Origin of the sequence: Microbacterium sp. CR_7 (assembly GCF_041954755.1) — a bacterium.
Classification (GTDB): Bacteria; Actinomycetota; Actinomycetes; order Actinomycetales; family Microbacteriaceae; genus Microbacterium.
The window spans coordinates 16,945-42,053 of sequence record NZ_JAVAYF010000009.1; the positions used below are offsets into that span (position 1 = coordinate 16,945).

The window sequence follows — 25,109 nt, forward strand, 5'->3', positions numbered from 1 at the left end:
GGACATGACGGACGTCGGTGTGGTCACCGTCGAGTTCGCGGGGGAGTACTTCCCGATCGAGGCGGGCAGTCGTTTCACGGTCGGACGCGAGGGCGACCTGGCGATCGACGACAACCTGTTCCTGCACCGTCACTTCCTCGAGATCTTCGAGGTGGGCGGACTGTGGTGGCTGTCGAACATCGGCTCGCGCCTCACGGCATCCGTCACCGACAGCGCCGGCGGGGTGCAGGCGTGGCTGTCGCCGGGCGCACGACTGCCTCTCGTGTTCGAGGCGACGACCGTGGTCTTCAGCGCCGGCCCCACGACCTACGAGCTCGTCGTGCACGCCACGCAGCCGGCCTTCCGCGCGACGCAGCGCGAGGTCACGAGCGGCGACTCGACCATCGGAGACGTGCCGCTCACCGAGAGTCAGCGACTGCTCATCCTCGCACTCGCCGAACCGCAGCTGCTCCGCGACGGAACGGGGATGAGCGAGATCCCCACCTCGGCGAGAGCCGCCGCACGGCTCGGGTGGACCGTGACGCGCTTCAACCGCAAGCTCGACAACGTGTGCGACAAGCTCGACCGGATCGGCGTGCCTGGCATGCGCGGTGGACAGCGCTCCTTCGCGACCAACCGACGGGCGCGTCTGGTGGAGTACACGATCGCCACGCGCCTCGTGACCAAGGAGGACCTCGTCGAGCTGGACCGCCCGCACGCCTCGGGCGAGGACGAGGATGCCTGAGAGCCGCCACCCGGAGGAGGAGAGCCGGTGAACGAGCTGAGCGCCCTCGGGCTGTCGCCCCGGCATGAAGACGAGTGGCGCGACTTCTTCGCGAGCGGGCGGGTGTTCGCCGTGCCGCTGGACCGACGTCGAGTGCGTGCGCGTCGGCGCGCGAACGCCGCCGTGATCGGGGTGGGCGTCGTCGTGCTGATCGCAGCGGTCGTGACCTTCGTCGCGGTGCTCCTGCTGCATCTCGGCGGACCGGTGACCGTGCTGCTGCTGGCCCTCCAGATGCTGGCCGCCGCGATCCTGGTGCTGCGCTTCGCGCTGCTGCATCGCCGTCTGCGCATCGGCCGTGGCGCCGGTGACGACTACCTCGTGGTCAGTGCCGAGGGCCTGCGGATCGCCGGCCACGTGGATCTGCCGTGGAGCGCGGTCATCGGCGGAGTCGGCTTCGACGACCGGGGCGCCACGGTGCCGCTGCTGCGCGGCCCCGCCGCCGCGATCGAACGCTCAGCGGGCCGAGTGCAGTCCGAGTTCGTGTTCGGCGTGCGCGGCGTGCGCGCCCTGCGCGACGGAGCCCCGCACGACCTCCGCGCCCTCTTCGAGGTGATCGAGCACCACGGCGGCATCCGCCTGCCGCTCGACACCATGGTCGCACCCGAGAACGTACTCGCCTCGCTCGCGGCTATCTGCATCGCCGGTCGCCGCGCGGGCGTCGAGGTCGAGGTCACGGCCGATCGCTCCAGGATCTACACGAGAACAGTCGCCCTGCTCGGCCCGGAGAAGACGTCTCCGGCGGCCGCAGGGCAGGGATGAGGGGAACATCATGGCCGACCTGCGAGCCAGCCGCTGCGACCAGCTCACCGGACCGGTGACGGCGCTCACGATCGCGGTCGTGGGGTGCAACGAGCGTCTCCCGCACACGTTCACCGACGTCATCACGGCGGCGGAGGATGTGCGGGACATCGCCGAGCTCGGCTCCGCCGGTGTGGAGGGCAACGACTACGTGGCCTGGGCAGCAGGTGCGCCCGCGACTCTCACGGCGATGATCGAGGCCGCGCAGGCCAAGAGCACGGCGGGCATCTGGGAGGCCTTCTCGCACCCGCAGTTCGGCCTGCACCGGCTGGCGACGGCGTGCGCCGGACTGCCGGGCTGGGCCGTGCCGGAGGGGTCCGAGTTCGCCTGAGCGGCTGTTCGAGCGCGGGTCAGCAACCGACGGGCGCGCCGAGATCGGGCAGCTCGATGTCCTCGCCCCACCCGGAGAACTCGAGCTGCAGCGCGCCGGCTGCATCGGCGCGCGTGAGAGTCGAAGGCAGGGCCGCCCCCTCGGTGCTGACGCGGAGCGCCCCCAGGGTGCCGTCGACCCCGAGCACGAGGTCGACCGTGCCGTCCGACGGGGCGGCCAGCTTCGACGCGTCGGCGCTGTACTCCGCGATCGTCTGCAGCGGATGCAGCAGTGCACCCCAGCGCGTGAGTGCGGCGTCGTCGGTCGCGACGCACGCGAAGACGCCGGCCTCGAGGCCATCGCCGGCGGTCGTCGCCGAGGGGTTCACGTACGCCTGGCCGTCGGCGACGACGACGGTCGTCGTCGCGCCGCCCACCGTGAACGCCGCGACCGTCTGCTCGCTCGACCCGCGCACCTCGACGGCGAGGACGCGTCCGGCGCCGTTCGTATAGGTGCCGGTCATGGTCGCCGTCCCCGCTTCCCGCACAGCGGAGAGGACCGTGGCTCGCGCCACGTCGGCATCCAGCAGCACGAGTCCGTTCCCGGATGCCTCCTCGTCCCACGCGTCGAGGTCGATGTGAGTGGGCGACGGCACGGGGTCGGCCGGCGTCCCCGCGCCGGAGCATCCCGTCAGCAGCAGCGCTGCACCGAGCAGGACGGCGATCAGCCGCCGGTCACTCGGCCGGGACATCGGCGACGCATCCCGAGACCGCGCCCTGCGCGTCGAGCGTCTCTCTGTCGAGCTTGACCTCGGCGGTCTCGTTGCCGGAGGCCGGGCGGACGACGATGCACGACCCGTCGTCGACGATGGCGGCCGCGCGCGGCAGCCAGGCCTCGGTGCCGGTCACGAGCTGAGACACGTCGAGCGTGGGTCCGGACGGCCCGTCGACGACGATCACCTGGTACGGCACGTCCGGGCCCGACCAGTCGGCGCGGACGACGTTGTCGGTCACCTCGAGCTTCAGGTCGGTCGCCGCCGATCCGCCCGACAGGCCGCCGAGGATGACGAAGACGACGAACGCGATGAGGGCGAGTAGGGTCGTCCCGACCGAGATGAGGAACGCGGGATGCCGCCACAGCGGCCGCTGCTTCTCGGGTGCCTCTTCGAGCTCGGGGAGAACGTCGCCCGAGGTCTCGAGGGTGCGGATCGCGCCGGGGGCGACCTGCATGCTCGGGCGGGGCGTGTCCCAGCCGAGTTGGCCGTCGAGCGCGGCCGGAGCCGCGGTGCGCGCCGGCGTCCAGGGCACGGGGGCCGCGGTGATCATGGCGTTCGCCGGGCGCTCGGCGGCGGGAGCAGCGTTCTGCTGGCGGCGCGTGCGCGGGATGTCGCTCATGGATGTGCTGCAGATTCTCCGTCGTGGTCGGGCGCGTCTATCCTAGTCATGGCCTGTCGCCGACCCTGGAGTCCCATGACCTCGACGCACCGACGCCGGCGCGGAGCTCTCGCTCTCGCCGCCCTCGCCGGTGCCCTGCTGCTCGGGTCGCCTCTCGCCGCGTCCAGCGCACTCGCCGCGTCCGCACCGGAGTCGGGAGGGGCGGTCGAGGTGTCGTACTCGGACGTGAGTGAGATCCGCCCCGGCGAGGGGTGGCTCATCGACTGCTCCGGCGTCGGCGTCCTCGAGGGCATCACCGTGACGTGCGCGGAGGACAGGGTGGAGCTCGTGTCCGCGGGTTTCGACACCGATCTGGGCACTCAGACGCTCACGGTGCCGCAGGTCTTCGGCGCCACCCGTCTCTCCGTCGACTACCGCGTGCGGCTGGAGCCGCCGCCCGCCCCCGAGGTGGGCGGCGACCGTCTCGACCTGCCGATCGCCGTGGGGGAGCAGGCACTCATTCCCCTGTCCGCCCTCGCCATCACGTGCGCCGTGTGCACCGACGACGGCGGCGCGACCATACGGGTCGACGACCCGCCCGCCGGCGTCTCGGCCGGCGTCAGCAGCACGCACCTGGCGCTGCGGGCGACGACGCCCGGCGACGCGGTCGTGCCGCTCACCGTGACCGACGATGCGGGTCAGGCGGTGTCGATCGAGCTCACCGTCTCGGTCATCGCCGCGCCGGATGCGGTGATGGGCGGCCTGCACGTCGTCGGCGACGCGACGGCGATCCCCGTCGCCGAGCAGATCTGGGGCGGCGACGCCGCGATCGTCTGCAGCGCACCGCAGTCGATCGGTCTCCGCTGCACCGCCGAGGGCGGCGTCGAGCGCACCGGCGCCGGCCCCGCGCAGCTGCTGTTCCGCGTGGTCGCCGACGACGGCCGTTTCACCTGGGGCAGCATCACAGACGACCCGGACGCGGATGACATCGCGCTCGCCGCCCCCTCGTGGGAGAGTGAAGCGCCGCTGTCGCTCGTGTCGGCCCCCGTCGACGAGCAGCAGGCGGACGACGTCGTGCCGCTCGCCGGTCTGGCCCAGCTTCTGGAAGGGATACCCGCATCATGAGCCTTCGGCTGACCGTCGCCGACCGCCCAGGGGCGCCGCAGCCCGAGTCGTGGATCGTGAAGATCGACGAGGCGACCACGATCTCCGAGATCGGCGAGTCGCTCGACGTCCCCGTCGACGAGCTCGCGCCCGGCACCGACCCCGCCTCGGCCTTCACGGCCACCGGCATCCGCAGCGGTGTGGTGGTGCCCTCCCGGCGTCAGGTGATGCTCGACCCGGGCACCCTGCGACTGGAGTTCGTGGCCGGTCCGTTCGCCGGCGAATCCGTGCCCGTGTCGCCGGGCGTCGCGACGATCATCGGACGCGGCTCCACCGCGGCCGTCCGGGTCGCCGACCCGCATCTCGGCGAGGAGCACGCGTCGATCACGGTCTCCGGCGGTCTGGCCGAAGACGGCTCGCTGCTTCCCGTGACCGCGCGCATCGAACTCCTCGCCTCCGACGCCGAGCTGGTCGTGAACGGGTCGAGCGGAGAGCGCTCCGCCGACATCGTGCCCGCCGACCTCGTGCAGCTGGGCAGCAGTGTGATCCGCATCGGCGCGGCCCCGGCATCCGATGCCGACATCACGATCGACGAGGTCGGCGCCCGTGCGTTCAACCGTCCGTCGCGCATCCGCCCCTCGCAGGTGCCGCCGGTGATCCCGCTGCCCGGCGACAAGCCGGAGGAGCAGGATGCCTCGCCGCTCCCGTGGCTGTCGGCCATCGTGCCCGTCGTGCTCGGCATCACGCTGGCGTTCGTGTTCCAGCGCCCGATCATGCTCCTCATGGCAGCCGCCTCGCCGGTCATGGTGATCGGCTCGTTCTTCGCGAACAAGAAGCTCGCCCGCCGCAAGGGCGAGCGCAGCGAGGCCGACTGGATCGAGGAGATCGACGACGCGCGCAAGCGCATCGCCGTGCATGTGCGTCAGCAGCGGCTCACCAGCTGGTACCACCACCTCGACCCCGTGTACATCCGCGACGTCGTGACCCGCCCGCTCTCCCGGCTGTGGGAGCGTCGACGCAGCGAGGAGGACGCGCTGCGCGCCAGGGTGGGCGTCGCCGACGTGCCGCTCGACGTGCGGTTCGAGGGAGGTCCGCAGAAGGAGCGCCGCAGCGATCGACGAGTCGGCGTATCGCCATCGCCGGTCGCGGTGGATCTCGCCTCCGGCCCGGTCGGCGTGGCAGGACCAGCCGATGTCACCGGCGGCGTGGCCCGCGCGATGCTCACCGGTCTCGTGGCCCTGCGCTCGCCGCGCGACCTGCAGGTGGTCGTGCTGTGCGACCGCGACCAGGAGCACGCCTGGTCGTGGGTGCAGTGGCTGCCGCACGCGCAGCCGGGCGTCGGACCGGTCGCGCTCATCGGCAACACCGACCTCACCCGCCGCGAGCGCATCCGCGAGATCGGCACGCTGCTCGACATCCGCATGCGGATCGGGCGCGACCGCCGACTCGACACGGAGTCGCAGATCGTCCTCGTGGTCGACGGCGCGCGCCGCTATCGCATGCTCCCCGGCATGGTGACGATCCTCGAGCAGGGCGCGGCGTACGGCATCCACGTGATCGCGATCGACTCCGATCGCTCGCGCCTCCCCGAGGAGGCGACCACGGTCGTCGTCGCTGACCCGGGCGACCCGCTGCTCGGCCGTGTGGAGTCGGGCGAGGCCTATCACTCGCCCGTGCTGTTCGATCAGGTGAGCGTCGCGTACGCCGAGGAGATCTCGCGGGCGCTGTGCTCGATCGAGCACGTGCGTGGCGTGGGCGACGACGCGACCGTGCCGAACAGCGTGCGCTACACCGAGCTGCTCGGCATCGACCTCGCCGACCCGCAGCCGATCATCGACCAGTGGCAGGTCGTGCCGCGGCAGTCGTACGTGGTGATCGGCGCGGGCGCTGAGGGGGAGTACGCGATCGACATCGCGACCGACGGCCCGCACGCGCTCGTCGCGGGCACGACCGGTTCGGGCAAGTCCGAGTTCCTGCAGGCGCTCGTGATCTCGCTCGCGCTGGCGAACCGGCCAGACGCCCTGAACTTCGTGCTCATCGACTACAAGGGAGGCTCGGCCTTCGCCGACTGCGCGCGCCTGCCGCACACGGTCGGCATGGTGACGAACCTCGATGCCCGCGAGACCGAGCGCGCTCTCGCTTCGCTCGACGCCGAGCTCAAGCGCCGAGAGCGCGTGCTCCGCGACGACATCGGCGCGAAGGACGTGGATGCGGCGTGGGAGAAGGATGCCGAGGCCGCCGCTCGTCTGGGGCTCGCCCGCCTCATGATCGTCGTCGACGAGTTCGCCGAGCTGAAGACCGAGCTGCCGGACTTCATCAACGGCCTCGTGCGCATCGCCCGCGTCGGCCGGTCGCTGGGCGTCAACCTCGTGCTCGCGACGCAGCGCCCCTCGGGTGTCATCACGCCGGAGATGCAGTCGAACATCAACCTGCGCATCGCGCTGCGCGTGACCGACCGCGCCGACTCCACCGACATCATCGGCGTGCCGGACGCCGCGCTCATCTCGGCATCCACACCCGGCCGCGGCTACGTGCGAGCGGGACTGGATGCTGCGCCCGCACCGTTCCAGACGGCGCGCGTCGCCGGGCTGCGCATCGGCCACCAGCGCACCACCCGGGTGCTGCCGCCCGCCGCGCGGTACGACTGGCAGACGGTCGGCCTGCCGCCGAGGTTCCCCGCGGTCGAGACCGCCGCGCACCGACCGGACCAGGACGACACCGACCTGCGCGGCCTCGTGCAGCTCGCCAACCAGGCCGCCACCGCCCTCGGCATCGAGCGCAGCCCGTCGCCCTGGCTGCTGCCGCTGCCCGACCTGCTGCCGCTCGACCGCTTCGACGAGTCCTCGGCCCCCGAGGGCGGGCTCGTGCTCGGCCTGGTCGACGTGCCGTCGAAGCAGAACCAGCGCCCGCTCGTGTGGAACGTGCTCACCGGCTCGCACCTGCTCTTCTTCGGCGGCAGCCGGTCGGGTCGGACGACCGCGGTGCGCACCCTGCTCGCGCAGGCCGTGCAGCGCTTCACCCCGGCCGATCTGCACATCTACGCGGTCGACTACGGCACCGGGGCGCTGCTGCCCTTCGCCGATGCGCCGCACACCGGCGCCGTCGTCACGCCGCAGGACGCCGCCCGGCTGCCCCGGCTGCTCGACCGGCTCGGCATGGATCTGTCTCGACGGCAGGCGACCCTCGCACGCGCCGGGGTCGGCAGCATCGCCGAGCAGCGCCGCCAGGTCGACGCCCGCGACGCCCTGCCGTACAACATCGTCGTGATCGACGGGTGGGAGCGCCTCGGCGCATCGATGAGCGCCGACGACATGGTGCTCGTGCGCGATCAGGTCATGCGCCTGCTGCGGGAGGGCCCGGCCGTCGGTCTGCGGCTCATCCTCACGGCCGACCGGTCGATCTCGTCCGACAAGGTCTCGACGTTCATCGACACGCAGTACGCGCTGCGGATGCGCGACATCAACGACTACCGGGGCGCGGGCATCATGATCCGCGACCTCGCGCCGAACATGCCGCCGGGCCGCGCGCTCTTCGGCTCGGAGGGCACCGAGGCGCAGATCGCGGTGCTGTCGGCGGATGCCGGGGGCGAGGCGCAGACCGCCGCCGCACGCGGCATCGTGGAGTACGTGCGCGGACACTTCGGCCAGTTCCCGCAGCTGGCGGAGCTCCCGCAGCCGATGCGCGTCGACCCGCTGCCCTCGCGCATCGGCCTCAGCGTCGTGCCCTCGCTGCCCCTGCTGTCGGGGTCGACGGCCGAGACGCCCGTCGTCGCCGTGGGCGGCGACCAGCTGTCGCGCATCACGATCGACTGGCCGTCGATCGGCGGGTTCGTCGTGGCCGGCGACCGCCGCAGCGGCAAGACCCACACGCTCGCGGCGCTCGCACACCAGCTCGGCTGGCACAAGACGCCGATGGTCATCGTCGCCCGCGAGGGCTCGATCCTCGCCGAGGTCGCGAAGAGTCACGGCGTGACGGTGCTGTCGCCGCGCACGCCGGAGGAGGAGATCGCTGCGGCGCTCGCCCCGACGGATCAGCCGCTCACGGTGGTCGTCGACGACAGCGAGTCGATCAGGGACACGGCGCTCGATCGGGCACTGGGCGGCGCCCGCGGCCACGCGCGCTTCATCGTCGGCGTGGGCGCGGAGTCGGCCGGCTCCTCGCTCACCGTGGCGCTCACCGAGGCGAAGAAGGGACGCACCGGCATCCTGCTGTCGCCCCCCTCGACCATCGTCGGAACCCAGGTGTTCGGCGTGCAGCTCGCGCGCACCCACATCGGGCGGGCGGCGCCCGGCAACGGCGTGTTCTTCAGCGACGGGTCGTACATGCCGGTGCAGGTGCCCGACCTGACCGCCTGACGGCGCGCTCGCGTCGCAGATTCGCGCGGGCGTCGCAGAGACACCGCGCGACTCTGCGACGCCGACGCTCATCTGCGACACGATCCCATCCCCACTCGGGGAGATAGACTGACGCGGGTGCCGCGACCGCGATCGGGGCACGGGAGCACCAAGACGGGGGATCAGTCGGATGAGCACTCAGTGCCGCTTCTGCGGCGAGGCCGTGCGCCCGGACAGCATGTTCTGTCCGTCGTGCGGGCAGCTCATCGGCATGCCGGGGAACGCTGTGCCGCCCTTCCCCGGAGGGGCGGCCCCGACCACGTCCGGATCGCCCGCCGAGCAGCGCCCGACCGAACCGCTGCCGCCCGTGCCGTTGCCGGCTCCGCTGGCCGCCGAGCAGCCACGGCCCTCGGCATCCGCTCCCGCCCCGCGGCCGACGCAGGCCGCTGCCCGGTCGACAGCCCCTGATGGCAGGGACCCCGAGCCGCAGCCGTCCGCTGAGCAGCCGCCTGCATCCGCTCCGGCCCTACCGACGACCGTGACGCTCCCGGACGGGCAGCGGCTCGGCCTCGACCGGGTGCTCGTGTTCGGCCGCTCGCCCGAACGCGGAGCCGGCGCTTATCAGGGCGACCCTGTGCGCCTCGACGACCCTGCGCGGGCGATGTCGCGCGTCCACCTCGTGCTCGGCCCGGCCGCTGGTGCCGTGATCGCCACCGATCCCGGGTCGGCGAACGGCACTCTGCTCGACCGTGAGGGCACGCAGTACGCGCTCGTCGCGGGAACCCCGACGGCTCTGATCCCCGGCGACCGACTGCTGCTCGGCGACGCCGTGCTGCACATCTCCTGACGACCCGCACCGCATGGGGAGTTCTCCCCATCGGCTCGGCGCCCTCGTGCGTGTTAGAAAGTACCCGGACCTATTCCGCGGCGTCGCCGCACAAACAGGGGGTATGACATGGCTGAGATCAAGGTAACTTCCGAGTCGCTCGCAGGCGTCGCCAACCAGCTCGCATCGGGCGCGACGTCGATCGAGTCGCAGCTCGGCAACCTGAAGTCGCTCGTTCAGGGCCTCATCGCCGGCGACTGGGGCGGCTCCGCCTCGCAGACCTTCAACGAGCTCTACGAGCAGTGGGACGCCGCCGGCATCCAGCTCAAGGAGTCCCTCAACGGCATCAGCGACCAGCTCTCGAAGGCCGCGCTGGCGTACGAGGAGTCCGAGAACAACATCGGCAACAGCTTCCGTTCGTAAGTCCGTTCGGCCCGGTGCGCCGGGTCCGCTGATGTGAGGGGGGATGCCTCGTGGTGCAGTTCCACGTATCCACGCCGGCGCTGGGGTTCTCCGCGGCGTCGATGACCGGTGCGGTCGCGCAGTTCGATGCGCAGCTCGCACAGGTCACGGCCGCCGTGAACGCGGTGGTCGGCTCGACCTGGACGGGGAGCGCCGCCGACGCGTTCCTGGAGGAATGGACGTCCTTCCTCACGAGCGCCGGGGTCACCCGCGAGGCACTCATGAGCATCGCCGCTCGCCTGCAGAGCGGGCAGAGCACCTACGAGGGCAACGAGGCCCAGCTCACCGTGGCCTCGCGCTCGTCGAACGTCAACATCCGCGTTCCCGGCGTCGGCGGGGGTAACGGCGGCGCCCAGGCGTCGGCTGCACCGGCGACCTTCGAGGCGACCGAGGTGCAGGCCATGCCCGCCGACGTCACGATCGAGGCACGCGTCACCAGGGGGGATTCCGCATGAGCGGGCTGCACACCTACGAGACGGCTGACATCCGTGGACTCGAGTCCGCGCTCAAGCAGCTGCACGGCTACTGCGGCGAACTGCAGGCCCATGCGTCCGGGGCGACCGGCGCCGTGAGCGCGCAGTGGAGCGGCATCGCGAACAACGAGTTCGTCAACACCGTGCAGACCTGGCAGGTCGGCGCCACGATCCTCACCTCCTTCGCCGAATATCTCGCCACGTGGGCCGGTGACGCCGCGACCCAGTACGAGACCGCGCAGTCTTCCGCCGGCAGCATGTGGGGCGGCGGCGGTGGCGCCGGTGGCGGCGGCGGATCCGTGGCGGTGTGACCCCATGGTGAGAATCGATCCCGCGAAGTACTCCACCGCGGCAGACGCATACGACACGATCTCCCAGCAGGCGCTGAACTACGCCATCTCGGCGCGCGGTGACCTCAGCGGCTTCGGCGGTATCGCCGGCACCGACCCGGGCGGCGAATCGTTCGCCGAGTCCTACGACGCGATGGCGGCCGCCGCCCTCCAGACGCTGTACGACATCGCCGTCGCGGCGCGCGGCCTCGACCGCACGCTCATGGCGACCGGCGGCACGCACGCCCAGGCCAACGCGAACGCCGAGCGCATCGTGTACGACGCCGCCTCCGAGTTCGTGCTGCGTCCGGCGATCGCCGAGTCGAGCGTCGCCCCTCCGCCCTCCGCGTTCGGCGGTCGCCCCGACACCATGGTGCAGGGACTCGACAGCGCGGCCGTGTGGGTATGGGACCAGATCCTCAATTTCATCGGCACGCTGTTCCCCGACGGCGACCCCGAGAAGCTCGAAGAGGCGGGGCGGGCGTGGAAGGGCATCCTCTCGGACATCCGCAGCCTCCGCAACGACATCCGCATGGGCGACAACGCCCTCGCCGGCCTCGACAGCGGTGAGATCTCGGCGATCACGCAGAAGATCGACGACTTCGCCGACGGACTGACGACCTTCCTCAGCGACGACGAGGGCATCGGTCAGATCGACGACATCTGCAGGGAGTACGCGCAGCAGATCCGGGACACCCTCGAGGAGACCCGGCAGATGCTCATCCAGCTGGTGATCGAGGTCGTCGCCGGAGCGGGGCTCAGCGTCGCTCTCTCGTTCGTGACCTTCGGCGCGGCGGGCGTCGCCGGTGCCGCCGCGATCACGGCACGCATCGTGGCGATCGGCGGTCGCATCGGCGCGCTGGTCGCGCGATGCGTCGCGACGGCGACACGTCTGGCGGCCCGTCTGCGCGCGATCGTCCCGGGCCTCGCCCGCGCGGCGACGAAGTTCCCGAAGCTCACCCGCGCCGGCATCGAGGTCGTCTCGGGCACCGGCGCGTCGGTGATCGCCGAGACCGTGCAGGGCAGCGAGGCCAACTACGGCGCCGCGTTCCTCTCCGGTTTCGCAGGAAGTTCGCTCACCGCCGCGATCGTCGCGCCGTTCGGCAAGGCCGGCGAGCGCTTCGTCGTGCAGGCGCTCGCGAACGGCGCGGGCGGTGCCGGCGGCACGGTCGTCGACCTCGGTGTACGCGGTGAGGACATCAGCGCGTCGGCGATCGCGATGGGTGCCGGGCTCGGCGTCGCGGGTTCCGCGCGTCTTCCCGGCCGTCGCGGCGGTGCCAACGCGGGCGGCAGCGGCAACGGCGGCGGCGTGCACGTGAACGACTACGACGGCCCGTCCGGTCAGGGCGGCGACGCGAGCTCGTCCGGCGGCGACGGCGGCGGCGCTCCGCGCTCCGACTACGACGGTCCGTCGGGTCAGGGCGGAGACGTCAGCGGCAGCGGTGGCGACGGCGGCTCCGCCTCGTCGAACCACGGCGATGCGCCCACGGCGACCGACATCCACGTCACGCCCGAGAGCAACGGCTCCGGAGCGGGTGGATCGGATTCCGGCGCGGGAACCGGCGCCGGAGACGGCGGCAGCGGCTCGACGCCCGACACGACGTCGACGCCGGATACCACGTCGACGGCGGACTCGAACCCGACCCCCGACACGAACCCGACCCCCGACACGAACCCGACCCCCGAGGCGAACCCGACGCCGGACACCTCGTCTTCGGGCGACTCGACCGGCGGTGGCTCGGACAGCACCGGCACGTCGACGTCCGAGACTCCGACGGCGCCGCAGGGCACCGGCGGCGACTCGTCGTCTCTCGGCGGCTCCGGCGACTCGCCGGTCACCGGCCCGGGCACCGCGGGCGATTCCTCTTCGTCCGGCACGGACGCGGGCACCCCAGGCGACTCCGCCCCCGCCGGAGCCGGGAACACCGGCGCACCGGGGAATGCGGGCACCACGCCCGACGGTGACACGTCTGCCCCCGCCGACCTCGACGGACCGCCGCCCGTCGATCCTGACGGCGATCTGAACGTCGACCCCACGGCCGATGGCGACGGCGCGGATGGCACCGGAGCAGACGGCGCGGACTCGACGCAGGATGGAGCGGATGCCGACGATGCAGCGCCGCACGCACCCGTCGAACAGGGCGCCGCGGATCAGACGACGACAGACCAGCCGCGCCGGGAGTGGGACGGACCTGCGCCGAGCCATGACCCGCATGGTCGGCCGTATCTCGAAGGCCCCGACGGGCGCCGCACCCTGGAGGGCGACCCCGACAACACGTACCGCGACCGGACGGGTCGACTGCACGATGCTGACACGCACCACTTCGCATCCGACACGAACAGGCCCGAGACCGACCTGCCGGTCGATCGCGCAGCTCGGGGCGAGACGGAGACTGTCGCTCTCGACTCCGACGCGAGGGCAGAGCATCAGGCTCGTGTCGACGAGCGCACCGAACTCAAAGCGGATTCGGATGCCGCCCAGCAGCGTGTCGATGAGCTCGCTCGCGAGGCCGACATCGACCCTGGTGAATTGAACGGCAGGTCGGAGGACGTCGATGAGACGATCCGTGACCTCGTCGACGACGGGCACCTCTCAGAGCGCGACGCCGATCGGATCCGCGCGGCTCTCGATGAAGAGCGCAAAGCGGCGGACGCGCTTCGCGGAGCATCGGAAGCCCTCGGAGACCAGGCCGCAGGTGCCGTGTCCGCCGCCCGCGGCGAGACCACGCTGATCGCTCCGGGCGGTGCCGGAGCCGGCCAGTTCGACCACGTGACCATCTCGGGCAACCCGCCGACTCTGCACGTGTACGAGGCGAAGGGCGGTAACTCCTCCCTGGGGTACCGCATGGTCGACGGTGTTCGTGCGGAGCAGGGGACCACCGCCTACCTCAACGACATCGCAGGGCGCGACTCCCGTCTCGAGAACGGGCTGAACGACTACATCCAGAGTCCGGATGCCGACCCTCGCGTGGTGGAGGCCATCCGCAACGGCAGCCTTGACGTGCGTTACGAGCTCGTCGAGGCACGTCCGAACGGCGACATCCGCGTCACGGAGTTCCAGATCGACCGCAGCCAGGTGCGGGTGCCGGGTGCGGATGCGACCCCCTCGGCTCCGCACGGCGGCGCAGACGGCTCCTCGTCTCCGTCGCGAGTCGCCGGAGTGAACGCGCCGGTCCACACGGGGGGCGCCGATGCGGCACCCACCGCGGCCGACGGTTCGACGAACGGTGCGCCCACGCAGGCGGATTCGACTACGGCCGCAGACGCGTCTGCGCCCGAGACGGCGGATGCCGACACGAACGGCGGCTCCGATGGAGAGTTCGGCGAGAGCGGAACCGGCACCGAGGCGAACGGAGACGGCGGAGATCCCGTCGATCCCGCGAACAGCACGGGGCACGGCGGCGGACCGGAGCTCAGCTCCGACCAGATCATCCGCGACTTCGCGGAGGCGAACGGACTGTCGAACCAGGACCTGCACGACCTGCGGCACACGCCGGCCTCGCAGCTCACCCTGGATCAGCGTGCACAGCTCCTCGAGCTGCGCGGACTCATCGACACACCGACGCCCGACACGCATCTCGTGAAGGTGATCCCCTTCGACGACGTCGCCCGGTACCTCTCCGGCGACTACGACCCCCAGGTCCGTGGATTCGTGGCGCGCGCTACCGACCTGAATCCGTGGGGCGGTCTCGATCAGGTGGTCGCGGACGCCCGTCTGGACTACACGCCCGACAGTGGTCGGACGAACCCGTACACGGAACCGGGTGCGGACTCCTACGGCTTCATCGAGTTCCAGACGGACCAGACGCACCGGCTGACGACTCCCTTCTCGCCCGAGTTCGGAGGCACGGCGCAGTACGATCAGCCGTTCGCCGGGTCGGGCTTCCTCCTCAACCGCGACGATGTCTGGCGACCGGAGTACGAAGCATCTGCACCGATGGACATGTCCGCGGGTGCGCGGATCTGGGCGGTCGGGCCTGACGGACCCCGCCTCGTCGGGATCTACGTTCCCGGGAGAGGCTTCTTCACCCCCGGTTCCGGCTCGTGACAGCGGAGCGTCTCGAGTCGGGGCTGCACGCCCGACTCGATGGGGTGGTCTACCGGCTCGAGAGTCGCGGCCGGGGGTGGGTGCTGGTCTCCGAGAACCCTGCTCCGGGCTTCGAAAAGCTCCCGTTCGACAAGAACCGCGGTTCCCTGTACGTCCGCCGCGTCCAACCCGACGAGCGTCTCGAGTGCTTCGACATCGACCACGAGGGGGAGTACCGCGGTCTTCGGGTCAGCGTGTCCTCGAGCACACAGGGCCGGGTCATGGCCGTGACGCGGGATCCGCAGGCGCAGAAGTACGGGTTCGATCCCTTCGAGCGTGACTCCTGGGTGAAGCTGATCCCGCGAGACGATCGGGATCTCCGGATCACCGAGACGCACACGCCAGTGCCCGCGCCGTGGACGAGATGAGCGGACCGCCGCGGGTGCCCGGGAAGCGGGACTCCACGAATCGAGATCGCCCGTTTGATAGCTTTGATCGCGATCGGTGGATGCGGCGCTCGGCGTTCGACGATCGTCGGCTGCACATCACCGCGGGCCACGCGTCGGTCGCTGCGACCAGGCTGCGTTCCGCTCTGGGAGGGACACGATGACCGAACTGATCAAGGCCGTCACGCCCGCGCGAGGTCGCGCGTGGCTGAGTCAGGGACTCGGGTGGGTCTCAGGCTATGTGGTCCGTCGCGACGACGTCCTCGCAGCGACGACGCCCTCCGCCCTGTTCGCCGAGCTCGGACTCGGGTTCCCCGGGTCGCCGTTCACCGCCGATGCGCCATACATCGACACCCTGCGCGTCCCCGCGGCCTCGTACCTGGCGCTGCAGTCACCGGGCACCCGTGACGTCGTCCCTCCCTTCCGGGACCACTCGCCGACGAGCGGCACGGGATTCGTCGAGAGCGCCTCTGCCATGGTCCCGTACTGGTGGCTCGCGCCGAGCGCGCTCCCGGCCGGCACGAGTCTCTGGCGCGCGCATGCCGACGGCCGCGAGGAGATCCTCGCCGGCTACGCGAACGTCGCCGAGGGCTGGGTCTCCGTCCGACCCGACTTCGGGCTGCCCGCTGTTCCCGTTCGCTCCCCAGAGCTCGTCGGCGTCTGGGCGGAGGTGGCAGGCGAGCGGATGCTGGCGGACGTCCTGCCCGATGGGCAGGTGATCGTGTGCTCGCCACAGCAGCGGGAGGGCATGCAGAAGTCGGCCCGCGGCGTCTGGTGGCGCCACGCCGAGGCGGCGGAGGTGGACCGGCTGTTCGCCGTCCGCGTCGTCGGACGCTGGCAGAACCGTCGGGTGCAGCTCGTCGGCGCCGACCGCGGCGAGTCCGGCGACCGCGCGCACATCGTCTTCCTCGGTCATGACGCCATCGACGCCGAATCGCTCGGCCTGACGAAGTCCGACGCCGGTGTCTACGAGGGCGTCGTCGCAGCCGCCGAGGTGACGAGCCTGAACGAGGAGCAGACCGGGCTATCCACTTCGCGCGGTGCGGCGGGCGTCGCGTGATGATGCTCGCTGTCGGACGTGATCGATAGGGTGTGAAGTATGAGCTGGAAAGTGATGCCTGCCGCTGAGGTCTGCGACCTCATGGACTTCTGGGCTGCGGCTCCGTGGCCGCTCTCTCGCGACGAAGTGCTGCGCCTGGCCGTCGATCGATTCGGTTGGACGATCGACGAGGAAGACGGCACCTCTTATCTCATGAACACCGTCTCGAATTTCACGGTCCCCGACGTCTCGACCATCGGTGAGAACCCTTTGAGTTACCTCACCCTGCGGATCTCCGATGTCATCCGTGACGTGTCGCCGGAGTCGACGGCTTTTCTCGGCGACAGCTTCACGCTCGCGGTGCGCGAGGGTGAGCGTCGCTGGGGGACGGCGTCACTGCGCGACGTCAAGGGTACGACGATCGCATCGTGGAGCAGCGCGTCGGGTGGGCGGATCTCGTTCAGCAGAGCGCCCAAGAGCCTGGCTGCTCGATTCGAGACGCCGCAGGGCGTCGCCCTTGACCAACGGTTGGGGCGCTGACGGATGACCACCTGGGATGCGTTCGGGGATGAGCTGGGGCGCGTGTTCCGTGGCATCACGGATCGTGTGTACCTGATCATCGCGGCCGATGCCGACCCTACGCGCTACGTGCAGTTCGCGGGGCAGGCGTCGCGGCTCGACGCCGAGGCACCGGGTAGGGACGTGGTCTCTGATTCCGACGAGTCCGTCCTGCGCACCTCCGGGTGGGCCGAGCCGACCGCCGAGCAGCCCAACTGGGCGTTCTCGCTCCGGCTTCCTGCCCTCACGGCGGAGTACGCCGCACTTGCGGAGCGAAGCGTCACCGCTCTACGTGAGGCGTACGGGGTGTCGTCGCCCGACGACCTCGCCTACCGCGCGTGGCGTGAGCCCGAGCTGATCCCGCCAGGTGAGACGTGGTCGCCCCAGCAGATCGCCGACGTCGATCCGGGAGCCGACTCCGTCGACTTCCCGACCCTGGGGATCTCTTCGGACTGACGGATTTGCTCCATGAGCATTCCGCTGCCGACGAGGCGACAGAGGGAGACCCGACGTCGCAGGGTCTCCTCACATCACGGATCGTGTGTGCGTGAAAGCCCACTCCAAGCGAGGTGTGCGAAATCGCTCAGCGCGCGGCGTCGGCCAGGTGGCGTGCGTTGTGGCTGAGCACCTTGACGATGATGCCGTGACGACGCAGTTCAGCGACCGTGCGGGCGCCCTCGTCGGCGTCGCGGCCGAGGGCGCGGATGTTCGCGACGACCAGCACATCGCCCTTGTGCAGCGTGGCGATGAGACGGGTGAGCCGGTCGTTCCAGCTCTCCAGGATGTCGGGTGCGGGGTGACGGAAGCCCTCGATCGGCACACCGAAGCGGGTGAGGTCGTCGCGCTGCTCGACCACCGACGGCATGTCGTCTCGCGAGACGACGAGCCCGACCAGACGCGAGCCGTCGGGACGCGCGAGCCAGAAATCGCGGTTCTGCTGCAGCTCGGTGAAGCACTTCGGGCACTCGGCCGCCGCGTGCGGCAGGTGCAGCGGGCTGGTCAGCGGCTCCTCGACGGATGCCGCCGCCCTCGTGGGATCGATCGTCTCGCTCATCGCGCACCTCCGGCATCCATTCTGCCCTGAATGAGACGCGAACGGTGACGCGTCAGAGCAGTCCGAGCGCCTTCACCGCGTCGCGCTCCTCGACGAGCTCGGCCACCGACGCGTCGATGCGCTGACGCGCCCAGTCGCTCACCTCGAGCCCCTCGACGACCTGCCATTCACCGTCGATCGACCGCACCGGGAACGAGCAGACGAGACCCTCGGGCACCCCGTACTCGCCCCGCGAGACGACGCCGGCCGACGTCCAGTCCCCGGTGCCGTGCACCCAGTCGCGTACATGGTCGAGGGTCGCGCTGGCCGCGGAGGCGACAGACGAGGAGCCGCGCACCTCGATGATCTCCGCGCCGCGCTTGGCGACCCGGGGGATGAAGGTCGAGTCCAGCCAGGCGGGGACATCGCCCACGATGGCCTCGAGGGCATCGTGCGCGGGCGTGCCGGCGACGGTCGCGTGCGACACATCGGGGAACTGCGTGGCCGAGTGGTTGCCCCAGATCGGCACGCGACGCACGGTGTCGACGGGCACCGCGAGCGTCTGGGCGAGCTGTGCGCGGGCGCGGTTCTCGTCGAGGCGAGTCAGAGCGGTGAAGCGCGAAGACGGAACCCCGTCGGCGGATGCCGCGGCGATGAGCGCGTTGGTGTTCGCCGGGTTCCCCACCACCGTGACACGGACGTCCGGCGAGGCGTTCGCGGCGATCGCCGCGCCCTGCGGGCCGAAGATGCCGCCGTTGGCCGCGAGCAGATCACCGCGCTCCATGCCCGGCCCACGGGGGCGAGCGCCGACGAGCAGCGCGAGGTCGCATCCGTCGAACCCGACCGCCGCGTCGTCGGTGACCTCGACGTGCTCGAGCAGGCCGAACGCGCCGTCCTGCAGCTCGAGCGCCGCGCCTTCCGCGGCGCCGAGCCCCTGGGGGATCTCCAGCAGCCGCAGCCGCACCTTCTCGTCGGGGCCGAGCAGGTCTCCGGCGGCGATGCGGAACAGCAGCGCGTAGCCGATCTGCCCGCCCGCGCCCGTGATCGTGATCGTGGTGCTCATGCCCCGAGCCTACGACGGGCGCCGGTGATGCGGGAGGGCGGCAGTCGGGCGGAGTACCCTCGTGGCATGACCTTCAACCCCGAGGCCGATGTCTCCGGCAACACCGCCCGTCGCAAGGGCCGCGGCGCGGTCGTGGCAGGTGCGGGAGGTGTGGGCCTGCTCGGCATCATCGCGCTCATCGCCGGACCGCTGCTCGGCATCGACCTCTCCGGTCTGCTCGGCGGGTCAGGAGGAGGCACCGGCGCCGAGCCCTCCGAGGGCAGCGTGATCGAGAACTGCGAGACCGGGCAGGATGCGAACGAGAACGTCGACTGCCGGGTCGCCAGCTCGCAGCTCGCCCTCGACGGCTACTGGGAGGACCACGTCGAGAACTACCGGCCGCCGCAGCTGATCATCGTCGACGGGGCGACGGCCAGCTCGTGCGGAACGGCGTCGAACGCGGTGGGGCCGTTCTACTGCCCGCCCGACGAGACGGTGTACATCGATCCGACGTTCTTCCAGCTCATGCAGCAGCAGTTCGGCGCGTCCGCGGGCAATCTCGCGCAGCTCTACATCGTGGGGCACGAGTGGGGCCACCACATCCAGTACATCACCGGCGACATGGAGCGCTACCCGAACAACGGCACGGGGCCTGACAGCAACGGCGTGCGCATCGAGCTGCAGGCGGACTGCTACGCCGGTGCGTGGATCGGGCAGATGGAGGGGGAGAAGGACAAGAACGGCGTGCCCTACCTCCAGCCCAGCACCGAGGCGGAGCGCGAGGATGCTCTGAACGCGGCGTTCACGGTCGGCGACGACAACATCCAAGAGCAGTCGAGCGGCACCGTGAACCCCGAGAGCTTCACGCACGGCTCGAGCACGCAGCGACAGTTCTGGTTCGCGAGCGGCTACCAGAACGGCCTCGACAGCTGTGCGCAACCCCTCACGGTACCCGGCGACCAGCTCTGAGACTCGCGATCCGCGGGCGCGGCTCAGACGTCGTCGATGCTGGTCTTGCCCAGCGTCGCCGCGAGGTCGTGCTTCTTCGCGTCGAAGTAGTTCGCGGGGTCGACCTGCACCGGCTCCGTGTCGATCCACTGCGTGTTGCCGTCGACGCGGAGCACTCCGATGTACATCGCGCGATCGGCATCCGATGACCAGATGGTGAGCAGGCGCTCGTCGCCGGCGTCCTTCTGCATCGCCGACAGGGCGGCGATCACCCCCGCGCTGTCGGTGCTGCCGCGGAGCAGCGCGGCGACCGCCTGATCGACGGGAATGCGCGAGCTGAACCCGTGGATGACCGGGTTCTGCAGCACCCCGCCGCCCTTCACGCGCCACCGCCGGGCGCCGACGAAGATCATGACCACGCTGACGACGATGATGATCGGCGGGAGGGCGAACGCTCCGGCGATCGCGAGGCCGGCGCGCACTCGGCCTCCGAGCAGCTCTGCGGTCGCCGTGGGGTTGAGATAGACGAGCAGCGCGACGATCGCCATGACCCCGGCGACGATCGCCCATCCGGTGGTCTTGCGCGGCGACCGCTCGGACTCGAACAGGTCGGGACGCGTCGCGAACCAGGAGTAGAGGTTTCGTGCTTTGGAGCGGAGTGGCGTGAAGCTCATCCGTCCACGGTAGCGGGGGTCAGGCGCGGAGCGCCGCGGTCAGCGTCTTCAGGAGTCCCAGGATGCCACCGCCGGCACGGAAGCGCGTGAGGCCCTCGCTCACCTGCGCCCCCGTGCGCGCGGAGACGAACCACGGCGGTGTCGGCAGGATGGTGAAGCGGCCTCCGCCGTTGATGAGCGGCAGCGAGCGCGGGAACGGACGGAACGGTCCGCGGATGACCGAGCGCTCGACGCCATCCAGCAGCAGCGCGTTGTGCACGACGCCGAGGCCGCTGCCCACGTCGTCGATCGTGTTGCCGGGGAAAGCGCCCCATGTCAGCGTCGGGATGATGAATCCGAAGGCCGTCCAGCTGTTGATCGCGATCGAGCCGTAGCGCAATGCGGCGATCGCTCGGTCGAAGCCGGCGCCGAGCGACTTCTCCGTCGCAGGGTCTATGAGCAGGTTCGCGCCGAGCGTCCCCTGCAGACGATCGTTCGCGTACGCGACGGCGGCGTCGAGGAACGTCTGTCCGGAGCCGGGCAGCGCGACCACCCCGAGCACCGGGGCGAAATACTCCGTGGTCTGCAGCGCCGCGGCATCCTGATCCTCTTCGATCTCGACGAGCCGCCGATCGCCGAGCACGAGGGCGTCGGGGTAGTCCGCGGTCGCGGCGTCCATGCGCGAATCGGATCCCGGGTACCAGATCGGCCGCTCGGGTGCGTTCGCGTAGGCGCGGCGCAGTGCGGCCCGGAACGCATCCGCCTGCTCCCAGTCCGCCGAGAGGATCACGACCTGACCGGCGATGCAGTTGTGGCCGCTGTTCTGCAGGCGCATGGTCGCGATGTGCTCGGCCTGGTAGGTCAGGTCCGCCTCGGTCCAGGGGCCGGGCACGACGATGATGGGCGAGACCCCGCCGAGCTCTGCGGTGATCGGCTTCTTCAGCTGCGGGCGGTTCTCGCGGCGGCGGCGCGTGGCGCCCGAGCCGCTTCCCCAGACGATCGCGTCGAAGGTCGCGGCGGATCCCGTGATGTGAACGTGTGCGAGATCGCGGTGGCCGGTGAGGTAGGCGCCGACGGCGGGGCCGCCGCGGACGATGCGCAGGAATCCCGGCCCGATGAGCGGAGCCAGGGCCCTCTTGAACACGGGGACAAGGGCGTCCTGCGTCGGGTTCACCTTGAGCAGCGCGGTGCGGTTGTGCGCGAGCAGTTCGTAGAGGACATCGAGCACCGGGATGGACGTGACGTTGCCGGCGCCGAGCACCAGCCCTACACCTCCGGATGCCGTGGGCGTGCGCTGCGCGAGGCCGGCGCCGGCGCGCGCGCCGTTCGGGGTGATGCCCGGTTCGAGCCACACCTCGCCCGTGAAGCCGGACAGGAGGAACCGGTCGATGCCCGTGAGAGGGAAGGCGTGCACGCGCGTGCGTCCGCCCGGTGCGCGGCTCATACGCACCCCGTCGAGAGCGTTGCGACCGTCGGCGAGGCGGGTGAGCGTATCGACGTACGCGTCGAGCGCTCCCAGCACGCTGTAGGGGCCGCTCAGCCACTCTTCGCCTCGCAGGGGGTGGCGTCCGTCGAGCCGCTTCGACGCAGCGGCCGTGACGGCCCAGTCCTCCGCCGCTGCGGCGACGCTCGTCCGCACCTGTCGCAGCAGGGTCACGCGCTGGGCGAGAGTCAGCGCCGACCAGGTGGCGGCACCGGTCTGCAGCTCGCCGATTGCGGTGTCGAGGCGGGCGCGGTCGGCGTCGTCGAGGTCGGGGGCCTTGGCGTCGGCGCCGGGCGAGGCGGACGTGGTCGCAGAAGTCATCGGCGTCTCCTTCGGACGGGACTCCAGCCTAAGCCGCCGCACCCGCTGCGCGAGTGGTCACGTCGCGGTCAGATCAGCGACAGCTCGCGGAGCTTCGCCTCGACATCGGCGTTCGAGGGCTCGACATGGTGCGAGGAATCGGGATAGAGCACCACGGGGATGTTCGTGCGCCCCGAGATCTCCTTCGCGACGTCGGCGGCGGCGGGGTCGGCCACGAGGTCGACGTACGCGTACTCGACGCCCAGCTCGTCGAGCTGCTTCTTGGTGCGGATGCAGTCGCGGCACCAGTCGGCGCCGAACATCGTGATCGTGGATGCTGCAGGAGAGGTCATGCATCAAGGGTACGTCCGCGGGGGAGAGCGGGCGCCGCTACGGCGCGGGTGAGGGAACCGACGCTTGTCAGGTTAGGCAAGCCTTACCTAGACTGAGAGCATGGCGACAGCGAGCGAGCACCTCGAGGATCCGGACTGGGAGCGCATCGAGGGAGCGGTGCTCATCGCGGGAGACGCCGCCGACGCCGGGCTGATCGCAGCGATCGCGGCGCGCATGCCCTGGCACGCCGAAGGCGTGATCCTCATCGAAGCGGCCGCTCGCATCCAGTTCCGCCATATCGACGTCCCCGAAGGGGTGTCCGTGCGGTGGTTGCTGCGTGGCGACGGCATCCGGCAGCACGCGAAGGGCGAGCGCCTTGCGAATGCGGTCCACTCCTGGTGTGTGGAGTGGACCTGCTCCGAGCCGCCGGCGCAGTGGACCGTCTGGCTGGGGCCGCACACGCCGCCGCACGTCGCGCGCATGGCGCGCAGCCTGCTCGGCGTCGCGAACTAGGGGAGCGCGGCGCTCAGACGGTCGCGAGCGCCGGGGTCTGCGCGGAGGCGCCGGCCGTGATCGCGTCGAGTGCCCGACGCAACGACGAGCTCGACGTGTGCGCGGTGTACGGGAAGTACACGACTTCCACGCCGACCTCGGCGAACTCCCGTTCGAGGCGCAGCCCCTTGTCGGTGCCCCGCCAGTCGTCGCCCTTGAAGAAGTGCGTGAAGTGCACGTCGCGCCACGAGTCCATCTTCGACGGACTGGTCTCGACGTACACGTCGTCGACGAACGAGATGTGCTTGACGATCTCGGCACGCTCCGCCGTCGGGATGACGGGCTCGATGCCCTTCACCTGACGGAGCATCTCGTCGCTGACCACCCCCGCGATCAGGACGTCGCAGTGCTGCTTGGCGTGACGAAGAAGGTTCAGATGCCCGACGTGAAACAGGTCGAAGGCACCAACGGCATAGCCGATGCGCGTCTGCATGATCTCCCCAGATCAAGTAGTTCCCCAGAGAGCGGATCCCCACCCGCTCAGCGACTCCCACAGCCGCATTCGTGCAGTGTAGCAGGAACCGGTTTCACGGCGCACAGGAACCCGTGGAACGATGGATGCCGTACAGCGACGCCGTCGCGTCGAAGGGGGAACCGGTGCACACAGCGGTCACAGTGATCGTGCCGACGTTCAACGAACGCGACAACGTCGCAGAGCTCGTGGCACGCACCGCCGCCGCGCTCGCCGGGCACGACGCCGAGATCCTCTTCGTCGACGACAGCACCGACGACACCGCCGCCGAGATCGCCCGGGTCGCCGCCGACGCGCCGCTGCCGGTGCGGGTCATCCGCCGCGACGACAACACCGGTGGTCTGGGCGGCGCGGTGGTGGTCGGGCTCGGGGCCGCGGCACACGACCTGTGCATCGTGATGGACGGCGACCTGCAGCATCCGCCCGAGCTGCTCCCGGCGCTCGTCGCGCGGCACGCGGAGGGCGGGGCCGACGTCGTCGCCGCCTCGCGCTACGTCGGCGGCGGCGATACGAGCGGACTGGGCACCGCGGTGCGCTTCGGCGTCTCGCGGGCGGCGACCTGGCTCACCCGCGCCATGTTCCCGATCCGCCTCGCCCGCAGCACCGACCCCATGACCGGGTTCTTCCTCGTCGACCGCAGCCGCCTCGACCTCCCGACGCTGAAGCCGCAGGGGTTCAAGATCCTGCTGGAGATCCTCGCTCGCACGGACCTGCGCATCGCCGAGGTGCCGATGGAGTTCGGCGAGCGGCGGCACGGCACGTCCAAGGCCAGCCTGCGTCAGGGCACCACCTTCATCGCGCACCTCGCCCGGCTGCGGTTCGGAAAGATGTCGCTGTTCGCCCTGATCGGCGCGATCGGAGCCGTCGCGAACCTCGGGATCATGTGGCTGCTGACCACCCTCGGCGTCCCCTACATCTGGGCCGCGATCATCGGCGCCGAGGCGACGATCATCGGGAACTTCCTGCTGCAGGAGCGCTTCGTCTTCGCCGACATGCGCACCGACGCCCGGGGGTTGGGGCTCCGGTTCGCCGCGTCGTTCGGGTTCAACAACGTCGAGGCGGCGCTGCGCATCCCGCTCATGGCACTCATGGTCGAGACCTGGCACATCTCCAGCGTGCTCGCGACCGGGCTCTCGCTCATCGTCGCCTTCTTCGCGCGGTTCCTGTTCCACTCGCTCGTCGTGTACGCGCCGAAGCGCGCGAGGGGCGGCGACGCGGCATCCGAGCCCAAGCCGGACACGGCGACGCTGCGGGTGATCAGAGCGATCGACGCCGAGGCGATGAAGCCGGGAGAGCTCTAGAAGTCGTCGACCTGAGGAGATCTCCCACACGGATAGGGTAGGGTGCCAGCGGGGAGGGACCAGAGCTGCGTCGGTTCCGAAAGTGCGGCGACCCGGATTCCGGGTCGGCGAGGAAAGAGCCGGCCGGTTCGCTGACCGAAGCAACACCCG

The 25,109-nt window shown here is 70.8% G+C and carries 25 protein-coding genes; 17 read left to right on the forward strand and 8 right to left on the reverse strand.

Annotation, left to right across the window (positions count from 1 at the left end; all coding sequences use genetic code 11):
* Nucleotides 1-4 precede the first annotated feature (4 nt).
* The 3 genes from RAC81_RS16200 to RAC81_RS16210 are packed head-to-tail and all read left to right on the forward strand — an operon-like array spanning nucleotide 5 to nucleotide 1,892.
* On the forward strand, nucleotides 5-724 hold the full coding sequence (locus RAC81_RS16200) for a hypothetical protein (RefSeq protein ID WP_375083314.1): 720 nt from the start codon (nucleotides 5-7) through the stop codon (nucleotides 722-724).
* Nucleotides 725-751: 27 nt separating this feature from the next.
* Nucleotides 752-1,522, forward strand: coding sequence for a hypothetical protein (locus RAC81_RS16205; RefSeq protein WP_375083315.1), 771 nt, complete (start codon nucleotides 752-754; stop codon nucleotides 1,520-1,522).
* A gap of 10 nt (nucleotides 1,523-1,532) precedes the next feature.
* Nucleotides 1,533-1,892, forward strand: a complete 360-nt coding sequence (locus RAC81_RS16210) for a hypothetical protein (protein WP_375083316.1) — start codon at nucleotides 1,533-1,535, stop codon at nucleotides 1,890-1,892.
* A gap of 19 nt (nucleotides 1,893-1,911) precedes the next feature.
* On the opposite strand, the gene RAC81_RS16215 is transcribed toward RAC81_RS16210, so the two are convergent.
* Both RAC81_RS16215 and RAC81_RS16220 read right to left on the reverse strand, forming a co-directional pair.
* A complete protein-coding gene (locus RAC81_RS16215) occupies nucleotides 1,912-2,622 on the reverse strand; it encodes a hypothetical protein (RefSeq protein ID WP_375083317.1) in 711 nt (236 codons plus the stop codon).
* Nucleotides 2,606-3,265, reverse strand: a complete 660-nt coding sequence (locus RAC81_RS16220) for a hypothetical protein (RefSeq protein WP_375083318.1) — start codon at nucleotides 3,263-3,265, stop codon at nucleotides 2,606-2,608. The genes RAC81_RS16215 and RAC81_RS16220 overlap by 17 nt, the downstream gene beginning before the upstream one ends.
* Nucleotides 3,266-3,340: 75 nt before the next feature.
* Here RAC81_RS16220 and RAC81_RS16225 point away from each other — a divergent pair, with 75 nt between their 5' ends.
* From RAC81_RS16225 to RAC81_RS16275, 11 genes are all read left to right on the forward strand, one after another.
* A complete protein-coding gene (locus RAC81_RS16225; protein ID WP_375083319.1) occupies nucleotides 3,341-4,369 on the forward strand; it encodes a hypothetical protein in 1,029 nt (342 codons plus the stop codon).
* On the forward strand, nucleotides 4,366-8,703 hold the full coding sequence (locus RAC81_RS16230; protein WP_375083320.1) for an FtsK/SpoIIIE domain-containing protein: 4,338 nt from the start codon (nucleotides 4,366-4,368) through the stop codon (nucleotides 8,701-8,703). Before RAC81_RS16225 ends, RAC81_RS16230 begins: the two co-directional genes overlap by 4 nt.
* Before the next feature lie 169 nt (nucleotides 8,704-8,872).
* A complete protein-coding gene (locus tag RAC81_RS16235; RefSeq protein ID WP_375083321.1) occupies nucleotides 8,873-9,529 on the forward strand; it encodes a hypothetical protein in 657 nt (218 codons plus the stop codon).
* Nucleotides 9,530-9,637: 108 nt separating this feature from the next.
* Nucleotides 9,638-9,931, forward strand: coding sequence for a WXG100 family type VII secretion target (locus RAC81_RS16240; protein ID WP_060928559.1), 294 nt, complete (start codon nucleotides 9,638-9,640; stop codon nucleotides 9,929-9,931).
* Between the two features lie 50 nt (nucleotides 9,932-9,981).
* Complete coding sequence (locus RAC81_RS16245; protein WP_375083322.1) at nucleotides 9,982-10,425, forward strand: WXG100 family type VII secretion target; 444 nt, start codon at nucleotides 9,982-9,984, stop codon at nucleotides 10,423-10,425.
* Complete coding sequence (locus RAC81_RS16250; protein ID WP_375083323.1) at nucleotides 10,422-10,754, forward strand: hypothetical protein; 333 nt, start codon at nucleotides 10,422-10,424, stop codon at nucleotides 10,752-10,754. Before RAC81_RS16245 ends, RAC81_RS16250 begins: the two co-directional genes overlap by 4 nt.
* A gap of 4 nt (nucleotides 10,755-10,758) precedes the next feature.
* On the forward strand, nucleotides 10,759-14,820 hold the full coding sequence (locus tag RAC81_RS16255) for a hypothetical protein (RefSeq protein WP_375083324.1): 4,062 nt from the start codon (nucleotides 10,759-10,761) through the stop codon (nucleotides 14,818-14,820).
* A complete protein-coding gene (locus tag RAC81_RS16260) occupies nucleotides 14,817-15,227 on the forward strand; it encodes a hypothetical protein (protein WP_375083325.1) in 411 nt (136 codons plus the stop codon). The genes RAC81_RS16255 and RAC81_RS16260 overlap by 4 nt, the downstream gene beginning before the upstream one ends.
* A gap of 178 nt (nucleotides 15,228-15,405) precedes the next feature.
* A complete protein-coding gene (locus RAC81_RS16265; RefSeq protein WP_375083326.1) occupies nucleotides 15,406-16,305 on the forward strand; it encodes a hypothetical protein in 900 nt (299 codons plus the stop codon).
* Nucleotides 16,306-16,344: 39 nt separating this feature from the next.
* A complete protein-coding gene (locus tag RAC81_RS16270) occupies nucleotides 16,345-16,824 on the forward strand; it encodes a DUF6301 family protein (RefSeq protein ID WP_375083327.1) in 480 nt (159 codons plus the stop codon).
* 3 nt (nucleotides 16,825-16,827) lie between these two features.
* Nucleotides 16,828-17,298, forward strand: coding sequence for a hypothetical protein (locus tag RAC81_RS16275; protein WP_375083328.1), 471 nt, complete (start codon nucleotides 16,828-16,830; stop codon nucleotides 17,296-17,298).
* Between the two features lie 127 nt (nucleotides 17,299-17,425).
* On the opposite strand, the gene RAC81_RS16280 is transcribed toward RAC81_RS16275, so the two are convergent.
* Nucleotides 17,426-17,896: a recombinase family protein gene (locus tag RAC81_RS16280; protein WP_375083329.1), complete on the reverse strand. Its 471-nt coding sequence runs from the start codon at nucleotides 17,894-17,896 to the stop codon at nucleotides 17,426-17,428.
* A 52-nt stretch (nucleotides 17,897-17,948) separates the two neighbouring features.
* Nucleotides 17,949-18,938 (reverse strand): malate dehydrogenase, encoded by a 990-nt coding sequence (locus RAC81_RS16285; RefSeq protein WP_375083330.1) that lies wholly within the window; start codon nucleotides 18,936-18,938, stop codon nucleotides 17,949-17,951.
* A gap of 66 nt (nucleotides 18,939-19,004) precedes the next feature.
* On the opposite strand from RAC81_RS16285, the gene RAC81_RS16290 reads away from it, so the two are divergent.
* Nucleotides 19,005-19,886 (forward strand): neutral zinc metallopeptidase, encoded by an 882-nt coding sequence (locus RAC81_RS16290; protein WP_375083331.1) that lies wholly within the window; start codon nucleotides 19,005-19,007, stop codon nucleotides 19,884-19,886.
* Nucleotides 19,887-19,909: 23 nt separating this feature from the next.
* Here RAC81_RS16290 and RAC81_RS16295 read toward each other — a convergent pair whose 3' ends face one another.
* From RAC81_RS16295 to RAC81_RS16305, 3 genes are all read right to left on the reverse strand, one after another.
* A complete protein-coding gene (locus RAC81_RS16295; protein ID WP_375083332.1) occupies nucleotides 19,910-20,539 on the reverse strand; it encodes a hypothetical protein in 630 nt (209 codons plus the stop codon).
* Between the two features lie 19 nt (nucleotides 20,540-20,558).
* Entirely contained in the window at nucleotides 20,559-22,322 is a 1,764-nt protein-coding gene (locus tag RAC81_RS16300) for an aldehyde dehydrogenase family protein (RefSeq protein WP_375083333.1), read from the reverse strand.
* Nucleotides 22,323-22,390: 68 nt separating this feature from the next.
* Nucleotides 22,391-22,654 carry a glutaredoxin family protein gene (locus RAC81_RS16305; RefSeq protein ID WP_375083334.1) on the reverse strand — a complete coding sequence of 88 codons (264 nt, stop codon included), beginning with the start codon at nucleotides 22,652-22,654 and terminating at the stop codon, nucleotides 22,391-22,393.
* 100 nt (nucleotides 22,655-22,754) lie between these two features.
* Between RAC81_RS16305 and RAC81_RS16310 the strand changes: the two genes are divergently transcribed.
* Nucleotides 22,755-23,147, forward strand: a complete 393-nt coding sequence (locus RAC81_RS16310; RefSeq protein ID WP_375083335.1) for an SIP domain-containing protein — start codon at nucleotides 22,755-22,757, stop codon at nucleotides 23,145-23,147.
* A gap of 13 nt (nucleotides 23,148-23,160) precedes the next feature.
* Here the strand turns inward: RAC81_RS16310 and RAC81_RS16315 are convergent, their stop codons facing one another.
* Nucleotides 23,161-23,619 carry an adenylyltransferase/cytidyltransferase family protein gene (locus RAC81_RS16315; RefSeq protein ID WP_375083336.1) on the reverse strand — a complete coding sequence of 153 codons (459 nt, stop codon included), beginning with the start codon at nucleotides 23,617-23,619 and terminating at the stop codon, nucleotides 23,161-23,163.
* A gap of 125 nt (nucleotides 23,620-23,744) precedes the next feature.
* On the opposite strand from RAC81_RS16315, the gene RAC81_RS16320 reads away from it, so the two are divergent.
* The gene (locus tag RAC81_RS16320) at nucleotides 23,745-24,959 is read left to right on the forward strand and encodes a glycosyltransferase (RefSeq protein ID WP_375083337.1); all 1,215 of its coding nucleotides are present in this window, start codon (nucleotides 23,745-23,747) and stop codon (nucleotides 24,957-24,959) included.
* Nucleotides 24,960-25,109: the final 150 nt, after the last annotated feature.

Coding starts and splice junctions, on each gene's coding strand:
- RAC81_RS16275 (WP_375083328.1), top strand. CDS start 16,828: ATGACCACCTGGGATGCGTTCGGGGATGAGCTGGGGCGCGTGTTCCGT.
- RAC81_RS16310 (WP_375083335.1), top strand. CDS start 22,755: ATGGCGACAGCGAGCGAGCACCTCGAGGATCCGGACTGGGAGCGCATC.
- RAC81_RS16285 (WP_375083330.1), bottom strand. CDS start 18,938: ATGAGCACCACGATCACGATCACGGGCGCGGGCGGGCAGATCGGCTAC.
- RAC81_RS16230 (WP_375083320.1), top strand. CDS start 4,366: ATGAGCCTTCGGCTGACCGTCGCCGACCGCCCAGGGGCGCCGCAGCCC.
- RAC81_RS16280 (WP_375083329.1), bottom strand. CDS start 17,896: ATGAGCGAGACGATCGATCCCACGAGGGCGGCGGCATCCGTCGAGGAG.
- RAC81_RS16215 (WP_375083317.1), bottom strand. CDS start 2,622: ATGTCCCGGCCGAGTGACCGGCGGCTGATCGCCGTCCTGCTCGGTGCA.
- RAC81_RS16295 (WP_375083332.1), bottom strand. CDS start 20,539: ATGAGCTTCACGCCACTCCGCTCCAAAGCACGAAACCTCTACTCCTGG.
- RAC81_RS16240 (WP_060928559.1), top strand. CDS start 9,638: ATGGCTGAGATCAAGGTAACTTCCGAGTCGCTCGCAGGCGTCGCCAAC.
- RAC81_RS16255 (WP_375083324.1), top strand. CDS start 10,759: ATGGTGAGAATCGATCCCGCGAAGTACTCCACCGCGGCAGACGCATAC.
- RAC81_RS16200 (WP_375083314.1), top strand. CDS start 5: ATGACGGACGTCGGTGTGGTCACCGTCGAGTTCGCGGGGGAGTACTTC.
- RAC81_RS16225 (WP_375083319.1), top strand. CDS start 3,341: ATGACCTCGACGCACCGACGCCGGCGCGGAGCTCTCGCTCTCGCCGCC.
- RAC81_RS16315 (WP_375083336.1), bottom strand. CDS start 23,619: ATGCAGACGCGCATCGGCTATGCCGTTGGTGCCTTCGACCTGTTTCAC.
- RAC81_RS16305 (WP_375083334.1), bottom strand. CDS start 22,654: ATGACCTCTCCTGCAGCATCCACGATCACGATGTTCGGCGCCGACTGG.
- RAC81_RS16265 (WP_375083326.1), top strand. CDS start 15,406: ATGACCGAACTGATCAAGGCCGTCACGCCCGCGCGAGGTCGCGCGTGG.
- RAC81_RS16235 (WP_375083321.1), top strand. CDS start 8,873: ATGAGCACTCAGTGCCGCTTCTGCGGCGAGGCCGTGCGCCCGGACAGC.
- RAC81_RS16320 (WP_375083337.1), top strand. CDS start 23,745: ATGCCGTACAGCGACGCCGTCGCGTCGAAGGGGGAACCGGTGCACACA.
- RAC81_RS16220 (WP_375083318.1), bottom strand. CDS start 3,265: ATGAGCGACATCCCGCGCACGCGCCGCCAGCAGAACGCTGCTCCCGCC.
- RAC81_RS16300 (WP_375083333.1), bottom strand. CDS start 22,322: ATGACTTCTGCGACCACGTCCGCCTCGCCCGGCGCCGACGCCAAGGCC.
- RAC81_RS16270 (WP_375083327.1), top strand. CDS start 16,345: ATGAGCTGGAAAGTGATGCCTGCCGCTGAGGTCTGCGACCTCATGGAC.
- RAC81_RS16290 (WP_375083331.1), top strand. CDS start 19,005: ATGACCTTCAACCCCGAGGCCGATGTCTCCGGCAACACCGCCCGTCGC.
- RAC81_RS16250 (WP_375083323.1), top strand. CDS start 10,422: ATGAGCGGGCTGCACACCTACGAGACGGCTGACATCCGTGGACTCGAG.
- RAC81_RS16210 (WP_375083316.1), top strand. CDS start 1,533: ATGGCCGACCTGCGAGCCAGCCGCTGCGACCAGCTCACCGGACCGGTG.